At 69.8% G+C, this 17,475-nt stretch carries 15 protein-coding genes and 1 pseudogene; 8 read left to right on the top strand and 8 right to left on the bottom strand.

Annotation, left to right across the window (positions count from 1 at the left end):
- Positions 1-63: 63 nt before the first annotated feature.
- Together ABZ342_RS15385 and ABZ342_RS15380 are read left to right on the top strand one after the other, a co-directional pair.
- Complete coding sequence (locus ABZ342_RS15385) at positions 64-555, top strand: helix-turn-helix domain-containing protein (protein WP_360473196.1); 492 nt, start codon at positions 64-66, stop codon at positions 553-555.
- Between the two features lie 175 nt (positions 556-730).
- A complete protein-coding gene (locus tag ABZ342_RS15380; protein WP_155544658.1) occupies positions 731-1,294 on the top strand; it encodes a snapalysin family zinc-dependent metalloprotease in 564 nt (187 codons plus the stop codon).
- A 60-nt stretch (positions 1,295-1,354) separates the two neighbouring features.
- Here the strand turns inward: ABZ342_RS15380 and ABZ342_RS15375 are convergent, their stop codons facing one another.
- From ABZ342_RS15375 to ABZ342_RS15345, 7 genes are read right to left on the bottom strand one after another with little or no spacing between them, the layout of a single operon-like run.
- The gene (locus ABZ342_RS15375) at positions 1,355-2,026 is read right to left on the bottom strand and encodes a GntR family transcriptional regulator (protein WP_155544657.1); all 672 of its coding nucleotides are present in this window, start codon (positions 2,024-2,026) and stop codon (positions 1,355-1,357) included.
- Between the two features lie 28 nt (positions 2,027-2,054).
- On the bottom strand, positions 2,055-3,410 hold the full coding sequence (locus ABZ342_RS15370; RefSeq protein WP_360473193.1) for a sugar ABC transporter substrate-binding protein: 1,356 nt from the start codon (positions 3,408-3,410) through the stop codon (positions 2,055-2,057).
- 1 nt (position 3,411) lies between these two features.
- Positions 3,412-4,371 (bottom strand): acetylxylan esterase, encoded by a 960-nt coding sequence (locus ABZ342_RS15365; RefSeq protein ID WP_360473191.1) that lies wholly within the window; start codon positions 4,369-4,371, stop codon positions 3,412-3,414.
- The gene (locus tag ABZ342_RS15360) at positions 4,371-6,656 is read right to left on the bottom strand and encodes a glycoside hydrolase N-terminal domain-containing protein (protein ID WP_360473189.1); all 2,286 of its coding nucleotides are present in this window, start codon (positions 6,654-6,656) and stop codon (positions 4,371-4,373) included. The genes ABZ342_RS15365 and ABZ342_RS15360 overlap by 1 nt, the downstream gene beginning before the upstream one ends.
- Entirely contained in the window at positions 6,653-7,531 is an 879-nt protein-coding gene (locus ABZ342_RS15355; RefSeq protein ID WP_360473187.1) for a carbohydrate ABC transporter permease, read from the bottom strand. The genes ABZ342_RS15360 and ABZ342_RS15355 overlap by 4 nt, the downstream gene beginning before the upstream one ends.
- A gap of 8 nt (positions 7,532-7,539) precedes the next feature.
- Positions 7,540-8,427, bottom strand: a complete 888-nt coding sequence (locus ABZ342_RS15350; RefSeq protein ID WP_360473185.1) for a sugar ABC transporter permease — start codon at positions 8,425-8,427, stop codon at positions 7,540-7,542.
- Positions 8,405-10,417: a CBM35 domain-containing protein gene (locus ABZ342_RS15345; protein ID WP_360473183.1), complete on the bottom strand. Its 2,013-nt coding sequence runs from the start codon at positions 10,415-10,417 to the stop codon at positions 8,405-8,407. Before ABZ342_RS15345 ends, ABZ342_RS15350 begins: the two co-directional genes overlap by 23 nt.
- 189 nt (positions 10,418-10,606) lie before the next feature.
- Here ABZ342_RS15345 and ABZ342_RS15340 point away from each other — a divergent pair, with 189 nt between their 5' ends.
- Positions 10,607-11,758 carry an AAA family ATPase gene (locus ABZ342_RS15340; RefSeq protein WP_360473181.1) on the top strand — a complete coding sequence of 384 codons (1,152 nt, stop codon included), beginning with the start codon at positions 10,607-10,609 and terminating at the stop codon, positions 11,756-11,758.
- Positions 11,759-12,028: 270 nt separating this feature from the next.
- Positions 12,029-12,394 carry a hypothetical protein gene (locus ABZ342_RS15335; RefSeq protein WP_360473179.1) on the top strand — a complete coding sequence of 122 codons (366 nt, stop codon included), beginning with the start codon at positions 12,029-12,031 and terminating at the stop codon, positions 12,392-12,394.
- A gap of 3 nt (positions 12,395-12,397) precedes the next feature.
- Here the strand turns inward: ABZ342_RS15335 and ABZ342_RS15330 are convergent, their stop codons facing one another.
- Positions 12,398-13,399 (bottom strand): LacI family DNA-binding transcriptional regulator, encoded by a 1,002-nt coding sequence (locus tag ABZ342_RS15330; RefSeq protein WP_155544649.1) that lies wholly within the window; start codon positions 13,397-13,399, stop codon positions 12,398-12,400.
- Positions 13,400-13,552: 153 nt separating this feature from the next.
- Here ABZ342_RS15330 and ABZ342_RS15325 point away from each other — a divergent pair, with 153 nt between their 5' ends.
- The 4 genes and pseudogenes from ABZ342_RS15325 to ABZ342_RS15310 all read left to right on the top strand — a co-directional run.
- Positions 13,553-14,629 carry an ABC transporter substrate-binding protein gene (locus tag ABZ342_RS15325; RefSeq protein ID WP_155544648.1) on the top strand — a complete coding sequence of 359 codons (1,077 nt, stop codon included), beginning with the start codon at positions 13,553-13,555 and terminating at the stop codon, positions 14,627-14,629.
- On the top strand, positions 14,629-16,194 hold the full coding sequence (locus tag ABZ342_RS15320; RefSeq protein WP_360473176.1) for a sugar ABC transporter ATP-binding protein: 1,566 nt from the start codon (positions 14,629-14,631) through the stop codon (positions 16,192-16,194). Before ABZ342_RS15325 ends, ABZ342_RS15320 begins: the two co-directional genes overlap by 1 nt.
- Positions 16,187-17,149 (top strand): ABC transporter permease, encoded by a 963-nt coding sequence (locus tag ABZ342_RS15315; protein ID WP_360473174.1) that lies wholly within the window; start codon positions 16,187-16,189, stop codon positions 17,147-17,149. Before ABZ342_RS15320 ends, ABZ342_RS15315 begins: the two co-directional genes overlap by 8 nt.
- Positions 17,146-17,475, top strand: a pseudogene (locus tag ABZ342_RS15310) (ABC transporter permease); the annotation flags it as partial. The gene ABZ342_RS15315 and the pseudogene ABZ342_RS15310, both read left to right, overlap by 4 nt.

The raw sequence follows: 17,475 nt of genomic DNA, 5'->3' as shown, positions 1-17,475 counted from the left end.
AGCTACGGCCGACTGTACGGCGTAGACTTGCTCGGAGCAAGTCAGGTAGGAGGGATCACAGTCATGAGCCGCCGCATCACCTGGGAGGACGCGTCCTGCCCGATCGCCCGCGCCGCCGACGTCCTCGCCGAGCCGTGGACGTTGCTGATCCTGCGCAACGCGACCGCGGGCACCACCCGGTTCGAGGACTTCCGCACCCAGCTCGGCATCGCCGACAACGTGCTGACGACGCGGCTGGCCAAGCTGGTCGAGCGCGGGCTGCTGACGAAGCTCCCCTACCGCGACGGCGGCCGGACGCGGTACGAGTACCGCCTCACGAAGGCCGGCTCGGACGCGTTGCCGGTGCTGCACGCGCTCGGCGCGTGGGGTGACGCCCACACGTCGACGGAAAACGCGTACGGCCCGATGCAGCTCGTCCACTGCTCCTGCGGCGAGCTGACCCGGCCGGGCGAGAAGTGCGACGCCTGCGGAAAACCGCTGGTCAGGGACGACCTGGCGTGGCGCGGCTCGTGGCTCACCGAGGGCGAGATCCCGCTGGCGGACCCCGTCGGCTGACCCGGGCGGGGCATCCTCGTATGCGCTGCCGTGCATGTCAACCAGACGAAATGGTTGGTAAATCACCGTTCGCAGCGCAGTACGAAAGTCGGGTCACAAGAGCCGGGCGATTACGTAAGTTCGACACCCAGCGCGCGCAAACCCGGCAAATTCCCCACGGCAAGGAGTCGTCCCGATGTCCCGGAAGTACCTGCTGCCCGGCGCCGCCGTCGCGCTGGCGATGATCGCGACCCCGCTGACCGCCGCCCCGGCCTTCGCGGCCCCGGCTGCTCCGGCGGCGGCCACGATCGTCTACTACGACACCTCGGACGCCCCCACCTTCCGCGCCCAGATCAACGCGGGCGCGGCGAACTGGAACGCGGCGGTGTCGAACGTCAAGCTCCAGGAAAGCTCCTCGGGTGCCACGCTGCACTACACGGAGGGCAACGACCCGCAGGGCTCGTACGCCCAGACGGACGGCCACGGCAGCGGCACGATCTTCATCGACTACACGCAGGCCGAGCAGTACGACCAGACGCGCATCACGGCCCACGAGACGGGTCACGCGCTGGGCCTGCCGGACCACTACGAAGGCCCGTGCTCGGAACTGATGTCCGGCGGCGGCCCCGGCCCGTCGTGCACCAACGCGAACCCCAACTCGGAGGAGTCGGCCCAGGTGGAATCCCTGTGGGCCAACGGCTTCCGCGCGGCGGCCGCCCAGCAGCACCGCATCTACGAAGTGACGATGCCGGTCAAGTGATCAGCGTGTGACGTCGTCGGGGGAGGCCGCACCGGGTACGCCCGGTGCGGCCTTCGCACGTCAAAGCCTCGACAGTAGGCGGTCCCGCGCCACTTCGAGGTGGTCCGTCATCGCCTTCCGGGCGCCCGCCGCGTTTCCCGCCACCAGCGCGTCCACGATCACCCGGTGCTCGGAGATCGTCTGCTCCCCGAACGGCTGGTTGTAGTTAAGCCGGAAGAAGTGCAGGTGGCAGTGGGTCCGCGCGAACGCCTGCTCGACCGCCACGTTGCCCGCCAGCCGCAGGATCAGCTCGTGCAGCCGCGCGTCGTGCGCCGTCAACGCCTTGTAGTCGCTGTAAGCGTCCTCGGCCGGCGCGGAAGGACAGGTCGCCAGTTCCGCCTCCAGCGCGGCCACGGAAGAATCCGACATCGCGGAAGCCGCCAGCGCCGCCGACGGGGGCTCCAGCAGCAGCCGCAGCGCGTACATGTCGTCGACTTCCTTGCGGTTCAGCAGTTCCGTCACGCGGTAGCCGCGCAACGGGAGCCTGCTGACCAGTTCCTCGGACTCCAGGCGGGCCAGTGCTTCGCGCACCGGCGTGCCCGACACCCCCAGCTCGCGGGCGATCTCGTCGATGTTGACCCGGGCGCCGGGCTCGATGCCGTCGTTCATGATCAGCGCCCGGATCTGCTCGTAGACGCCGTCGGCCAGCACCTGCCGGCCCGGCAGGGCTTCGAGGCGGCGACCCTCCACCATGACTCCCCTCACGTGTCGTGACCACAGGCTACTGCTTGCCCAGGACGTCCCGGCTCTTCTGCGCCATTTCGGCGAACACGTCGCCGTCGCGCTGGTGGGCGAAGTACGCCTCGAACAGCGGGCGCTCCGCGTCCTGCAGCGCCGCGCCGTTGCCGTAGACGACCGCCGGGACCAGCGTGCCGTTCTTCAGCATCGACGTGAACACCGAAAGGTCGACGCCCTGGCCCTTCATGGCCGCGGCCGCCGCGTCCATCGACGCCGGGATCGACGGGAAGAACGTGCCGCTCGCGCCCGCGGCCGACTGGCAGTCCGGCGACCCCATGTAGGACACCCACTTCCAGGTCAGGTCCGGGTTCTTCGTGCCGGCCCAGACGTTGTTCCCGTTCGAATTGGACAGCACCGCACGCTTGCCGGACGGCCCCAGCACGGTCGGCGCGATCCCGACCTTCACCCGGGGCAGCTTCGCGAACGTGCCCGCCGTCCACGAACCCGCCGTCTCCATCGCGACCTTGCCCGACCCGAGCAGGTCGGTGTCGCTGATGCTCGCCTGGCCGCCGGTGGTGAACGTGCCGATCTTCGGTGCGAAGCCGCGGTCGGCCAGCGACCGCACCCAGCTCAGCGTCTTGGCGAACACCGGGTCGCCGTAGGTGAACGTCGTCGGCCACGACTGCTTGTCGGCCATCCGCCAGCCGGTCGTCATCGCGAAGGAGCTCCACGTCGATTCGCCGATGAAGTCCCGCGACGCGAGCTGCCCGGTGCCGTAGGTCGCGACGTGGTCCTTGTCGAACCCGGGCTGGTCGCCGCGGACGCCGTTCTTGTCCACGGACAGGTGAGCCGCCACCTTCTCGAACGTCCCGCCGTCGTCGGGGTTCCAGGTCAGCCCGGCGATGTCGGCCGGGGTGTAGCCGGCCTTCGTGATCGCGTCGGTGTTGTAGAACAGGCCGGTCGCGGACCAGTCGAGGGGCAGGCCGTACTGCTTGCCGTCGGTGAACTTCCACGCGTCGACGCCGACGGAGAACCGCTTCAGGTCGAACTTGTCGCGGGCGATCAGGTCGTCCAGCGGCAGCAGCTGGTGCTGGGACGCGTACGCCTGGAAGTACTGGACGCTGTTCTGGAACGCGTCCGGCGCGGTGCCGCCGACGAACCCGGCGGTCAGCTTGGTGAAGTAGTCGTCCACGTTGTACTGCGTGATCTTCACCGTGGTGCCGGGGTTCGCCTTTTCGAACGCCGACGCGCACGTCTGGTAGGCCGCGGCCTGCTTGTCGTCCCAGGTCCACCAGTTCACGGTGGTCCCGCTGCCGCTCGCCGGCCCGCCGCCGCAGGCGGCCACCAGCGCTCCGAGCGTCGCCACCAGTCCGGTGGCCGCGATCGTGCGAATCTTCATGTCAGCTCCCTTGGGGACGCAGGATGGGCTGGAATCCTTCAAGCACGGCCTGGACGTCGTCGGCGCCACCGGCTTCGTGGCCGTTGTACGGCCAGGCAGCGAGTCGCTTCTGTCCTTTGTAGACGTGGTAGGCGCCGAAGACCGTGGACGGCGGCACGATGCCGTCCATCAGCCCGGCGCTGAACCAGGCCGGCGCCGTCGCGCGCGAGGCGAACCCGACACCGTCGAAGTAGGACAGCACTTCGAACACCCGCGGGACCGCGTCCCGGTGGTCGGCGAGGTACCGGGACAGTTCGACGTAGGGCCGTTCGCCGCCGACCAGGCTCGCGCGCCGGAAGTCGCAGAGGAACGGCGCCTGGGCGTGCAGGGCCGCCACGTCCGGCACGAGCCCGGCCGTGGCGAGCGCGATGCCGCCGCCCTGGCTGTTGCCGAGCACCGCCACCCGCGCCGGATCGACGCCCGGGAGCGTCCGGACCGCATCGACCGCGCGAGCCGCGTCGGTGAAGATCCGCCGGTAGACGTAGGTTTCGCGGCTCTCGATGCCGCGGGTCAGGTGGCCCGGGTACGCCGGTCCGCTGCCCACCGGGTCGGGCGTCACCCCGCCCTGGCCGCGCACGTCGACCTGCAGGTGCGCGTACCCGGCGGACGCCCAGGTCAGCTCCTGCAGCGCACTCCCCCGGCTGCCGCCGTAGCCGTGGAACTGGACGATCGCCGGCAGCGGCCCTTCCGCTCCGCGCGGAAGCCGCAACCAAGCGCGGAGGGGATGGCCGCCGAAGCCGGCGAACGTCACGTCGAACACGTCGAGCGTCCGCAACGGTGTCTCGACCGGCGTCAGCGTCACAGCGAGGTCGTGGTCGCGGGCTTCGGCGAGCGTCGACGTCCAGAACTCGTCGAAGTCCGGTGGTGCCGCGTAGTCGCTGCGGTACTCCCACAGCGCTTCGAGGCCGAGATCGGTCAGCATCACAGTCCTTTCAGGACGGTCGACTCGCCGGTCCGCAGCCGCAGCTCGGTCTCGCGGCCGCGGTAGCGCACCCGGATCGGTTCGGCCGGGTCGCCGGACAACCGCCGCACGACGGCGTACCGCAGCTCGCCGTCGCGCCACTCGAGGTCGGCCGCGAGCCCGCCGCGGCAGCGCAGCCCGCGTGCCTCGCCTTCGAGCCAGTCCGCGGGCAGGGCGGGCAGCAGCGAGAGCACGTCGTTCTGGCTCTGCAGCACCAGTTCCGCGAGGCCGGCCGGGAAGCCGTAGTTGCCGTCGATCTGGAACGGCGGGTGCGTGCTGAACAGGTTGGGCAGCAGCCCGCCCCACTCGGAGCCGTCGACCGGCGCGTCGCGGTGGCGGTCACCGGTGAACGGCTGCGTGGCTTCGCTCAGCAGCTTCCGGGCGGTCTCGCCGTCGCCGAGGCGGGCGCGCAGCGCGATCTTCCAGGCCCACGACCAGCCCATCGCCCCCGGCCCACGCCGCTCCATGACCCGCCGGGCCGCGTCGGCGAGGCCGGGCGTCGCGACGGCGTCGATCAGCCCGAGCGGGTACAGCGCGACGAGGTGGGACAGGTGCCGGTGCGTCGAGTCGTCCTCGGGCAGGTCGACGGCCCACTCCCCCAGCCGGCCGTCGGGCAGGACGGGCAGGGGGCGCAACCGCGGCAGGGCGGCCTCGATCTCGGCGTACAGCGGGTCGTGCACCTCCAGGGCGTCCATCGCGGCGAGACCGCGCTCGAACACCGCGCGGATCAGCGCGACGTCCATGGTCACCGAGTGGGTTAACGACTCCTTCGTCCCGGCCTCGGAGAGGAACAGGTTCTCCGGGGACGTCGAAGGACACGTCTCCAGGACGCCGTCGCGTTCGACCAGCCAGTCCAGGCAGAACTCGGCACAGCCGCGCAGCAACGGCCACGCCGTCCTTTCGAGGAAGGCGCGGTCGCGGGTGAAGTCGTAGTGCTCCCAGGCGTGCTGGACCAGCCAGGCGCCACCCAGCTGCCAGATCGCCCACGACGGGTTGCCGTGCCCCATCCCGGCCGGCAGCGCCCAGCCCCACGGGTCCGTGTTGTGGTGGGTGACCCACCCACGGGTGCCGTACAGCTCGCGCGCGACCTCGGCGCCGGTGACCGCGAGCTTGCCGAGCAGGTCGAACAGCGGGAGGTGGCACTCGCCGAGCCCGGTCGTCTCGGCGGCCCAGTAGTTCATCTGGGTGTTGATGTTGATCGTGTAGTTCGACGACCAGGCCGGGCGGAGGTCGTCGTTCCAGATGCCCTGCAGGTTCGCCGGCGGCGCGCCGGGCCGGGACGCGCTCGCCAGGAGGTAGCGGCCGTACTGGAACAGGACGGTCGCGGTGAGCTGCTCGTCCTTTCCGGACAGCAGCTCGGCGACGTCGTGGGTGCCGCCGCGCCGGTCGCCGATTCGCAGCGAAGACGCGCTGAGGAGCGGGCGAAGATCGGCCTCGTGCGCCTGCCGCAACGCCTCGATCCCGGTCGCCGCGGCACGTTCGGCCAGGACCGCAGCGCGTCGACGGTGCTCGTCCCGGGTGTGCTGCCGGTCGCCGATCCAGGCGTCGTACGCGCTGGTCGAACTGGCCAGGACGATCAGGACTCGCGTGTCGGTCCGGGCCACGCGAACGGCGACGGCACCGAACGGGTCGTACCCCGCGGCAGTCCCGTACCGCAGCGGTTCCGCCACCTGGGGTTCGTGCCGTGGTGCGCCGTCGATCGGGATTTCGATGCCGAGGTCGAGACCGTCACGCGAGACTTCCCGCAGCGGTGTCGACACATCGACATCCACGTCGATCGGACCGGACAGCGCGACGCAGAGGACCTGAGCCGGACGGCTCACCCACGTCGTCCGCACGACGTCGTGGCCGTCGATGGTCAGCCGTTCGGTCGCGACGCCGTTGTCCAGGTTCAGGGTCCGGCCGTGCGAAGTGCCTTCGGGCAGCGTCAGCCAGAGGTCCACATAGGGCAGGAACTCCTGGCTGTACGGGCCTTCGAACGTCATCAGGAGTTCTTCGGCCCGCCGGAAGTCCTTCGCGAACACGGCCTCGCGCACCTCGGCGAGCCGGTCCGGTCCGGCGTCGATCCCGGCCAGCGCGGCGGCCGGGCCGCCCGGGGTGCCGGACCAGACCGTGGCGTCGTTGACCTGGATCCGCGTGCGGCCGGCGCCGCCGAAGACCATCGCGCCGAGCCGGCCGTTGCCGACCGGCATCGCCTCGGTCCAGTCGATCGCCGGGTGGGGCCAGGAGAGCAGGAGATCGGTCATTTCACCCCCGTGAAGCCGATGGAATTGACGAGCCGGCGGCCGAACACCACGAACAGCAGCAGCATCGGCAGCGCGGCGACGAGCGTGGCGGCCATCAGGCCGGCCCAGTCCAGCGCCGCCTGCGGCGAGGACTGCTTGAACACCGCGAGCGCCAGCGTCAGCGGGCGGACGGTGTCGTCGTTGGTGACCAGCAACGGCCACAGGTAGTCGTTCCAGGTGGTGATGAACGTCAGCAGCGCGAGCGTCGCGATCGGGGCGGCGCTCATCGGGAGCACGATCCGGAAGCAGACGCGCAGCGGGCCGGCGCCGTCGATGATCGCGGCCTCCTCGATCTCCGTGCTGAGCCCCTGCATGAACTGGCGCAGGAAGAAGATGTTGAACGCCGAGAAGAAGGCCGTCGGCAGGATCATCCCGCCGAAGCTGTTGAGCAGGCCGAGGTCCTTGATCAGCACGAAGTTCGGCAGCAGCGTCAGCACCTGCGGCACCATCAGCGCGCTCAGCAGGACGGCGAACACGGCGTTGCGGCCCTTCCACCGCAGCCGCGAGAATGCGAACGCGGCGAGCGCGGAGAAGAACACCGTGCAGACGGTGAGCAGCACCGCGTAGACGATCGAGTTCCGCAGCGCGGACAACAGGTCGATCGACGCCGCCGACCCGCCCTGGGCCGCGGCTTCGGCGGGCGTCGCCAGGCCGAGCGCGCGTTCGAACGCACCCAGCGTGAAGCCCACCGGGCCCGGCGACGACGGGTCCGTCGCGAGCGCGTAGTTGTTCGACAGCGCGGTCCGCACGATCCAGTAGAACGGGAAGATCGTGACGACCAGGACGAGCACGAGGTACGCCCAGGCGACGACCCGGCCCGGGGAGATCCGGCGCACGGTCCCTCCTAGTCGGTGTCGGACTCGCCGGCGCGAGCCATCCGGAGCTGGGCGAAGGTCACGGCGGCCAGCAGCACGAACAAGGCCAGCGACATGGTCGCGGCGTAGCCGAAGTCGAACTGGCCGAACGCCTTGTCGTAGATGTACATCTGCAGCACCTTCGACGCGTTCGCCGGCCCGCCCTTGGTGGTCACCTGCACGATGTCGAAGATCTGGAACGAGCTGATCACGGTCAGCACCACGACCATCACCAGGATCGGCCGCAGCAGCGGGACGGTGAGCCGGCGGAACATCTGCAGCTCGCTCGCGCCGTCGATCCGGCCCGCTTCGTACACTGTGGACGGAATGGTCTGCAGCCCGGCGAAGATCAGCACCGCGTTGTAGCCCATGGACTTCCAGATGTTGAGCCCGGCGAGCGTCGGCACCGCCCAGCCGCCCGAGCCGAAGAACAGCACCGGCTCGCCGGTGAGCTTCGTGAGCAGGATGTTGACGATGCCGAGCTGCGGGTCGAGCATCCACGACCACACCAGCGCGGTGACCACGCCGGAGATGAGGAACGGCAGGATCATCAGCCCGCGGACGGTCGCCGACACCGCGAGCCGGTGCAGAATCACCGCCGTCACCAGCGAAACCAGCACGCCCAGGACCACCGACAGCGCGACGAAGTAGACCGTCACGAGCAGGGAGTGCCAGAACTCGCCGTCTTGGAGCAGTTCGTGGAAGTTGCCCAGGCCGATCCAGCGCGGCTCGCTGAGGACGTGGAACTCGGTGAAGCTGAGGTAGAGCCCGCGCAGGGTCGGGTAGGCGAAGAACACGACGAACCCGGCGAGCGCGGGAGCGATGAGCAGCCACGCGACCGGCGCGTCCCGACCCCTAGACGGTGATCTTGTCGACATCGTAAACGTACCCGGCCTGGTTGCCGACCTGGATCGTGTTGGCCCCGGCCCGCAGGTACACCGGGACGGTCACCGTCTGCGGCGTGTTCCAGTCGTTGTCGTTGCTCCCGGCGACCGGCAGCGGGAACGACGTCCCGTTCACCGTGACAATGCCGGTGCGGCTGGAGTCGCCGTCCACATAGGACAGCTGCATCAGGTAGGTGCCCGCCTTGGCCGTCGTGACCGCCGGCAGCACGACGTAGCCGCTGCCGCCGAGGTAGCCGACCTTCTTGCCGTTGCTGCACGCGCAGTCGTAGACCGTCGCGCCGCCCTGGGGACTGCCGTTCTCGGCCTCGTAGGACTTCGGGCCGTCCGCCGCGGGCGTGGTCACGCTGATCTTCTTGCTCGCGGCCGAGGGCCGTCCGTACCGCTGGTCGGCGACGACGGTGAAGTCGTAGTTCGTCGAGGGCTCGAGGCCGGTGACCGTGACGCTCGGGGTGCCGGTCGTGGCGACCTTCTTGGTCCCGGCGAAGACGTCGTAGCTCTGCGCGCCCTTCGAGGCGTCCCAGGCGAGCGAGACGCTGGTGCCGGTGGCCGCGGTGCCGTGCACGACAGCGGGCGCCCGCAGCGCGTTGCGGTCGCGCGGGGTGACCTTGAACAGGCGCGAACCGTGCACCGGCAGATCGGCCGACGCGGCACTGACGGTGTCGTGCGCCCAGAGGTCGCGGATTTCGACCGGACCGGTGATGCCGAGCTGCGCGAAGTCGGCACTGACGCGAGCCGGCGTCGCGGCGAGGTTGAACAGCGCGACCGTGTAGCTGCCGTCGGCGTTGCGGTTGTACCAGACCTGCTGGTCGGTGGTCTGGCTGACGGGCTTGGCCGGGACGCCGGCCTGGTTGAGCGCGATGACCTCGTCGTTGGTGAGCAGCTTGACGCCGTAGTCGTCGAGCTGGGTCAGGTCGTCGCCGATGTAGAGCGGCGCGGCTTCGATCGCCCAGAGCGTCAGGTAGCTCTGGCGCTCGGCCGGGGTGAGGCCGTCCATCTTGCCGCTGCCGACGTCGAGCGAGTCGAGGTTGTTCCAGTGCCCGGGGCCGGCGTCGGGGATCCACTGCACGACGTCGTTCCAGCGCTGCTTGACCGAGTTGTCCCAGGTCACGAGCGTGTCGCAGTAGCACTCGACGTCGGTGTCGACCCGCCAGCCGTTGGTGTTGGTCTTCCAGGCGTCGGCTTGGCGGTGGCTCAGCGCCCAGGAGACGACGAACTCCATCGGGCGGCCGGTCTTGGCGATCGCCCGGTGCCACGCCTCGACGTCGGCGGTGTTGGTGTAGTTCTCGCCGCCCTTGAAGGAGCCGGGGCCGACGCCGTCGAGCTTGAGGAAGTCGACGCCCCAGCCGGCCAGCAGCTGCGCCACCGAGTCCACGTAGGACTGGGCGCACGGGTTCGCGAAGTCGATCTTGTAGGCGGAGTCCCAGCCGTTGGTCTTGCGCAGGTCCGGGTAGACGAGGTCCCTGGTGTGGCAGTTCGTGGTGCCCGCGATCGGGGAGTTGCCGTCGTCGTACGCCTTGAGGTCCAGGCCCACGGCCAGGTAGGAGCCCAGCTTCAGGCCCTTCTTGTGGACGTAGTCGGCGACGTACTTCATGCCGTCCGGGAACGTCGTGGGGTTGACGACCGGGCGCGCGTAGCGGTCGAAGGAGTTCGCCCAGCCTGCGTCGATGTTGACGTAGGTGTAGCCGTGCTGCTTGAACTTCGCGGCGAGGACGTCGGCCTGCTGCAGGACGTGCTGCTCGGTGAGCCAGCTGGCCGGGCCGGTCGGGTTGACGCCCGGGTAGTTCGTCGACTCCAGGCTCCAGCTGCTCCAGCCCAGGTACGGCTTCTGGGCGACGGGCCGCGCCGCGGGTTCCGCCGCCGCTGGAGCCGCTGTCGCCACGGGGGCCGCTGGGGCCGTGAGCAGGCCGGCGATCACCGTCAGTCCGGCGAGGGCACCCAGGGCCCGTCTGCCGCGTGCTGCCATGGCCACTCCTTCGAGGTCGGTGGGGACTTCGTCAGACATCGGAGGACCACGGCCCGATTCAGCCAGCCGCGGATCCTATAGGATCGACGATGACAGATTCTTGCTGGTCGAGTTCGCGGATGTCAACGGCTGCGCCGGACAGAGATCGGACGAATCCGAACTGTCGGAGGTGACGGTTAGGTTCGGGGCATGCTGACCACGCTGGCCGTCGAGAACTACCGTTCGCTGCGCGACCTCGTGCTGCCGCTGTCCGGGCTGACCGTCGTCACGGGTCCGAACGGCAGCGGCAAGTCGAGCCTGTACCGCGCGCTGCGGCTGCTGGCGGACGCGTCACGCAACGGCGCGGTGGCGGCGCTGGCCCGCGAAGGCGGACTGCCGTCGACGCTGTGGGCGGGGCCGGAGAACGGGGCGCGCCCGGGCGCGCGGGTCCAGGGCACGGTGCGCACGAAGGCGGTCGGGCTGCGGCTGGGGTTCGCCGGCGACGAGTTCGGCTACGCCCTCGACCTGGGGTTGCCGGTGCCGGGCGAGACGATGTTCAACCTGGACCCGGAGTTCAAGCGGGAAGCGGTGTGGGCGGGGCCCTTTTTGAAACCGGCTTCACTGCTGGCCGACCGGGCGGGCCCGTCGGTGCGCACGCGGGTCGCGTCGGGTGGGTGGGATCCGGACGCGTACCGGATCCGGTTGTCCGACAGCATGCTGAGCGAGTTCGCGGACCCGCGTGCGTGCCCGGAGCTGCTGGTGGTGCGCGAGCGAATCCGCTCGTGGCGGTTCTACGACCACTTCCGCACGGACGCGTCGGCCCCGGCCCGCGAGCCCCGCATCGGAACGCGCACGCCGGTCCTGTCCCACGACGGCGCGGACCTGGCGGCGGCGTTGCAGACGATCATCGAGGTGGGCCGGGCCGCGGAGCTGGCGTCCCTCGTGGACGCGGCGTTCCCGGGATCCCGGCTTTCGGTGGTTTCCACGGAGGGTTCGCTGTCGGTCCGGTTCCACCAGCACGGGTTGCTGCGCCCGCTGTCGGCGGCGGAGCTGTCGGACGGGACGTTGCGCTTCCTGCTGTGGGTGGCGGCGTTGCTGACGCCGCGGCCGCCGGAGCTGCTGGTGCTGAACGAGCCGGAGACGAGCCTGCACCCCGACCTGCTCCCGGCCCTGGCGGCGTTGATCGCCACGGCGGCGAAGGAGACCCAGCTGGTGGTGGTTTCGCACGCTTCGCCGTTGATCCGTGCTCTCTCCGAAATCGCCGACGTCGGGACTTTGGAGCTGGAGAAGGAAAACGGCGAGACAAAGCTGGTGGGCCAAGGCCGCCTGGACCGCCCTTCCTGGCACTGGCCCAAGCGCTAGCCCACGTACTCAGGCGGACGACACGCGTACTCGCGCGGACGACACGCGCACCGGAACGGACGACACGCCGCACCGCAGACAGCCAGGCCGTGTCGTCCACCCAGGTACGCGAGTCGTCCGCCTGGGTACGCGTGTCGTCCGGCTGGGTACGCGAGTCGTCCAGCTGGGTACGCGAGTCGGCCGGTTCGTCTCGGGTCCAACGGCCCTGGTGACCTCGCCGGGGCGGGCGGATGGTGGGTGGATCGTCCGCCGCACCCGAAAGTCCTGACCATGCGTCACTTCGCCACCGCCGCCGGGATACTGGCGGCCGCCGTGCTGGCCAGCGGCTGCACGGCCGCGCCCGCCGCGCAGACTCCGCAGCCGGTGCCGACGACCGTCACCGCCGAGCCAGTGACCGTCACGGCCACCGTCACCACGACCGAAACCGTGCCCACGACGGTGACCAGAGCCGTCACGAAGGCGAAGCCCGCACCCAAGACGACCCGCCCCAAGGCCGAAGACTGCGCCACCGGCGGCTGCCTGAACGCGGCCCGCGGGCTGTCGCAGGAGGACGTCGATCGTGAACGCGACGCCTGGCTCGCGACCCATCCCGGCTGGTGCGCGGTCGGCACGACCGGAGCAGTCGCGCCCTGCTGACGCTCAGCGGCCCTGGGTGCTTTCCCGGATCTCCAACGCGAACGGCGTCTGGATGTCCTGCGCCGGCAGGGTCTTGTCCCCCGTGATGCGCCGGTGCACCAGGTCGATCGCCGCCTCGGCCAGGGCGGTCTTGTCCGGGGCGATCGTCGTCAACGCCGGCAGCGAAAACGCGCTCTCCTCGTTGTTGTCGAACCCCACGATCGCCACGTCCTCCGGCACCCGCAGCCCCAGCTCCGCCACCGCCCGCAACGCGCCGATCGCCAGCAGGTCGTTGAAGCAGAACACCGCGTCCGGCGGCGATGACGACGCCAGCAACGACCGCATCGCCGCCGCCCCCACCGAGCGGTGCCACTTCTCCGCCGGTGCCACCAATGCGTCCGAATAGGACAGACCGGCCGCGGCAAGTCCCGCTCGATACCCGGCCAGACGCTGCGAAGACGTCCCACGAGCCGGGTTTCGGCCGATCGCCGCGATCCGTGTGCGCCCCAAAGACGCCAAGTGGGACACCGCCGTCTGCGCCGCGAGGACGTTGTCGATCGCCACGTGGTCGATCGGCACGTCGACCGCGTGCTCGCCCAGCATCACCAGCGGGATCTCGCCCGGCGACGGGAAGTCCGCCGCCTCCAGGGCCTCCGGGTGCACCAAGGCCCCGTCGACCAGGTGCGGGCCCAGCGAGAACAGTGTCTCCCGCTCCCGGGACCGCGTCCCCTGGGTCTGCTCGATCAGGACGCTCCAGCCGCGCTTCTGCGCCGCCGTGATGACCAGGCCCGCCAGCTCGCCGAAGTACGGGATCGACAGCTCCGGCACCATCAGCGCCAGGAACCCCGTGCGGCCGCGACGCAGGTTGCGCGCACCCACGTTGGGCCGGTACCCGGTCGCCGCAAGGGCTTCCTCCACCCGCCGGCGGTTCTCCGGCTTGACGAACGCGTAGCCGTTCACCACGTTCGACACCGTCTTCACCGACACTCCGGCGAGCGTGGCGACGTCTTTGAGCGTCACGGTCACGGGCGGCTCCTTCTCAGATGGTGGGCCGAAGCATAGCGACAATTTGCCGGTTTACAACGTTGTTCCAACGATGTAAAAAGTACCTCAAGGCTCCCGCGGTGACTCCGATCACCCCGGTGAGCGGGCCCCACCGTCGCTGCCCGAGGAGTCACCGTGCCGCTGTCCACCCGTCCCCGCCTGGTCCTGGTCACCGCGGCCGCCGCCGCGCTCACCCTCACCTCCTGCACCAGCCGGGAAGAGACCCCGGCCGCCCCCTCCAACGGGGGTGGCCCGGCCGCGTCCGCGCAGTCCGTCGCCCCGAGCGCCGACGGCTGCACCATCGACAAGACCGGTTACCCGAAGGTCGACCTGAAGACCGCGGTGGTCGGTTTCTCACAGTCCGAAAAGGAAGCCAACCCCTTCCGGATCGCCGAGACGCAGTCCATCAAGGACGAAGCCGCCAAGCTCGGCATCGCGAGCGACAAGCTGCTCGTCACGAACGCCCAGAGCGACCTGAACAAGCAGATCAGCGACATCAAGTCGATGCTCGACCGCGGCGCGCAGCTGCTCGTCGTCGCGCCGCTGAACTCCGACGGCCTCCAGCCCGCGCTCGACGCGGCGAAGGCCAAGAAGGTCCCGGTCGTCACCATCGACCGCAAGGTGACGTCGCAGCCCTGCACCGACTACCTGACCTTCATCGGCTCGAACTTCGTCGAGCAGGGCAAGCGCGCCGCGCAGGAGATGGCGCGGGTCACCGGCGGCACCGGCAAGGTGGCGATCCTGCTCGGCTCGTCCGGCAACAACGTGACCACCGACCGCACCAAGGGCTTCAAGGACGAGCTGGCCAAGACGTCCGGGCTGTCCGTGGTCGCCGAGCAGACCGGCGAGTTCGACCGCTCCAAGGGCCAGGCCGTGATGGAGCAGCTCATCCAGAGCCACCCCGACATCACCGCGGTGTACGCCGAGAACGACGAGATGGGCGTCGGCGCGGTCAACGCGCTGAAGACGGCGGGCAAGACGCCGGGCAAGGACGTCAAGGTCGTCTCCATCGACGGCACCCGCAACGCCGTGCAGCTCATCGCCGACGGCAGCTACAACGCCGTGATCGAGTCCAACCCGCGCTTCGGCCCGCTGGCCTTCCAGACGCTGCAGAAGTTCGAGAGCGGCGAAGCCATTCCGGCCTCGGTCGTCATCACCGACGACCAGTACGACGAGACCAACGCGTCCCAGAAGGTCGGGAACGCGTACTGATGACGGCAGCCACCGAAGAGGACGTCGCCATGACGACCGCACCGGTGCTCGAGGTGGCCGGGGTGACCAAGCGGTTCCCCGGCACCCTCGCGCTCGACGACGTCAGCTTCGCGCTCCGGCCGGGCGAGGTGCACGCGCTCGTCGGCGAGAACGGCGCGGGCAAGTCCACGCTCATCAAGGTGCTCACCGGCGTCTACCAGCCCGACGAAGGCGAGGTGCGCCACCTCGGCGAGCCGGTGACGTTCAAGCAGCCGATCGACGCGCAGCGGGCCGGGATCTCCACGATCTACCAGGAGGTCAACCTCGTCCCGCTGATGAGCATCGCCGGCAACGTCTTCCTCGGCCGCGAGCCGCGCACGAAGGCCGGCCTCGTCGACTGGTCCAAGATGTACGCCGATGCCCGCGAGCTGCTCAAGGGCTACGGCATCGACGACGACGTCAAGCGCCCGCTGCACACCCTGGCGGTCGGGGCGCAGCAGATGGTCGCCCTCGCCCGCGCGGTCTCGACCGACGCCAGGGTCGTCATCATGGACGAACCGACGTCGTCGCTCGAGCCGCGCGAGGTCGAGACGCTCTTCGAGGTGCTGAACCGCCTGCACGCGGAAGGCATCGCGATCGTCTACGTCAGCCACCGGATGGACGAGCTGTACCGGGTCTGCGAGAGCGTCACCGTCCTGCGCGACGGCCGGGTCGTCCACAGTGGACCGTTGAAGGACCTGCCGCGCATCGAATTGGTGAGCAAGATGCTCGGCCGCGAAATCAAGCAGATCCGCGAAGAGGGCGTCACGGCGTTCGGCGAGGAACACGACGTCGAGCGCGAGCCGTTGCTCAAGGCGGAACACCTGTCCGGCATGCGGAAGCTGCACGACGTCTCGGTGAGCATCCGGCCCGGCGAGGTCGTCGGCCTCGCCGGCCTGCTCGGCTCCGGCCGCAGCGAGACCGCGCGGGCCATCGTCGGCGCGTTCCCGCTCGACGGCGGATCCGTGCTGCTGGCCGGGAAACCGCTCAAGAAGGGCAAGATCAAGGCCGCCATGCGCGCCGGGATCGCGCTGCTGGCCGAGGACCGCAAGACCGACGGGATCATCCCGAACCTGTCCGTGCGCGAGAACATCGTGCTGGCCGCGTTGCCGTCGCTCTCGCCGTTCGGCCTGGTCAGCAAGGCCAAGCAGGACAAGGTCGTGAAGATCTTCATGGAACGCCTGCGGATCAAGGCGTCCAGCCCGGAGCAGAAGGTGTCGGAGCTGTCGGGCGGCAACCAGCAGAAAGTACTGCTCGCCCGCTGGCTCGCCACCGGTCCGAAGATCCTCCTGCTCGACGAGCCGACGCGCGGCATCGACGTCGGCGCCAAGGCCGAGGTGCAGGCGCTGATCGACGAGCTCGCGCAGGAAGGGCTCGGCGTGCTGCTCATCTCGTCCGAGCTGGAAGAGCTGATCGACGGCTCCGACCGCGTGGTCGTGCTGCGCGACGGCTCGGTCGTCGGCGAGCTGACCGGCGACCGCATCACCGAGGAGAACGTCCTGACCGCGATCGCAGCAGAAGCAGCCGAGGCTGACAACGATGTCTAGCGCCACCCTGACGAAGACCCCCGACCGCGCGAAAGTCACGGCGTGGCTGCAGAACTACGGCGTCTACCTGGCCGTCGTCGTGCTGCTGCTGTTCAACGTCTTCTTCACCGAGAACTTCCTGTCCGCGGCCAACTTCCGCACCCAGCTGGTGCAGGCGGCGCCGGTCTGCATCGTCGCGCTCGGCATGGCGCTGGTGATCGGCACCGAGGGCATCGACCTGTCGGTCGGCTCGGTGATGTCGATCTCGGCCGCGCTCATCCCGCTCTACCTCGGCGCCGGCCCCCTGACGGCGATCGTCGTCGCCGTCATCGCCGGTGTGGTCTCCGGCCTGTTCAGCGGATACCTGGTGGCGTACCTGGGGATCCAGCCGATCATCGCGACACTCGCCTTGCTGGTCGGCGGCCGCGGGCTCGCGCTCGTGATCGCCCACGGCCAGCTCGTCCAGCTGCACAACCAGGAGTTCCTGGAGCTGGGTACCGGTGACTTCCTGGGTGTGCCGATCATGGTCATCGTCGCGGGCGTGCTCGCGGTGCTGGCCGGGCTGGTCGTGCAGCGCACGACGTTCGGCAGGCACCTGGTCGCCGTCGGCGGCAACCGCGCCGCGAGCACCCTGGCCGGGCTGCCGGTGAAACGCGTGCTCATCAGCGTCTACGTCATCTCCGGGGCACTGGCCGCGATGGCCGGCGTGCTGGCGACGTCGCGGCTGGCCGCCAGCGACCCGAGCGACGTCGGCCTGCTCATGGAGCTGTCCGCGATCACCGCGGTCGTCGTCGGCGGCACGCCGCTGACCGGCGGCCGGGTCCGCGTGCTCGGCACCGTGTTCGGCGCGCTGCTCATGCAGCTCGTCCAGGCCACCCTGATCAAGCACAACCTGCCGGACTCCACCGCGCAGATGGTCCAGGCGGCCATCATCGTCGTCGCGGTCTACGTCGCGCGCGAGCGGAGCAGCCGATGACCGCCACCAGTACTCAGACGAACGCGCGCAACGCCGCTTTCGCCGGTGTCCTGCAACGTCAGGGCGCGGCCGTCGTGCTCGTGCTCGGCGTCGCCGCCGCGTGGTTCGCGTTCCCGCACTTCGGCACCGCGGACAACCTGCGCAGCCTCGTGCTGCAGGGCTCGTTCCTCGCCGTGATCGCGCTCGGCATGACGTTCGTGATCATCTCCGGCGGCATCGACCTCTCGGTCGGTTCGAACTACGCGCTCGGTGGCGTCCTCGCCGCGTACGGCGCGCAGTACGGCCTGGTCGTCGCGATCCTGTTGCCGCTGGCCGTGTGTTCGCTG

Origin of the sequence: Amycolatopsis sp. NPDC005961 (assembly GCF_040629235.1) — a bacterium.
GTDB lineage: Bacteria > Actinomycetota > Actinomycetes > Mycobacteriales > Pseudonocardiaceae > Amycolatopsis > Amycolatopsis camponoti.
The sequence above is the reverse complement of the archived record's forward strand: the minus strand, read 5'-3'. Positions and strand labels throughout refer to the sequence as shown.

Bases quoted from the DNA above. Each gene is read 5' to 3' on its own strand.
- ABZ342_RS15385 (WP_360473196.1), top strand. From the start codon at position 64: ATGAGCCGCCGCATCACCTGGGAGGACGCGTCCTGCCCGATCGCCCGC.
- ABZ342_RS15380 (WP_155544658.1), top strand. From the start codon at position 731: ATGTCCCGGAAGTACCTGCTGCCCGGCGCCGCCGTCGCGCTGGCGATG.
- ABZ342_RS15375 (WP_155544657.1), bottom strand. From the start codon at position 2,026: ATGGTGGAGGGTCGCCGCCTCGAAGCCCTGCCGGGCCGGCAGGTGCTG.
- ABZ342_RS15370 (WP_360473193.1), bottom strand. From the start codon at position 3,410: ATGAAGATTCGCACGATCGCGGCCACCGGACTGGTGGCGACGCTCGGA.
- ABZ342_RS15365 (WP_360473191.1), bottom strand. From the start codon at position 4,371: ATGCTGACCGATCTCGGCCTCGAAGCGCTGTGGGAGTACCGCAGCGAC.
- ABZ342_RS15360 (WP_360473189.1), bottom strand. From the start codon at position 6,656: ATGACCGATCTCCTGCTCTCCTGGCCCCACCCGGCGATCGACTGGACC.
- ABZ342_RS15350 (WP_360473185.1), bottom strand. From the start codon at position 8,427: ATGTCGACAAGATCACCGTCTAGGGGTCGGGACGCGCCGGTCGCGTGG.
- ABZ342_RS15345 (WP_360473183.1), bottom strand. From the start codon at position 10,417: ATGGCAGCACGCGGCAGACGGGCCCTGGGTGCCCTCGCCGGACTGACG.
- ABZ342_RS15340 (WP_360473181.1), top strand. From the start codon at position 10,607: ATGCTGACCACGCTGGCCGTCGAGAACTACCGTTCGCTGCGCGACCTC.
- ABZ342_RS15335 (WP_360473179.1), top strand. From the start codon at position 12,029: ATGCGTCACTTCGCCACCGCCGCCGGGATACTGGCGGCCGCCGTGCTG.
- ABZ342_RS15320 (WP_360473176.1), top strand. From the start codon at position 14,629: ATGACGGCAGCCACCGAAGAGGACGTCGCCATGACGACCGCACCGGTG.
- ABZ342_RS15315 (WP_360473174.1), top strand. From the start codon at position 16,187: ATGTCTAGCGCCACCCTGACGAAGACCCCCGACCGCGCGAAAGTCACG.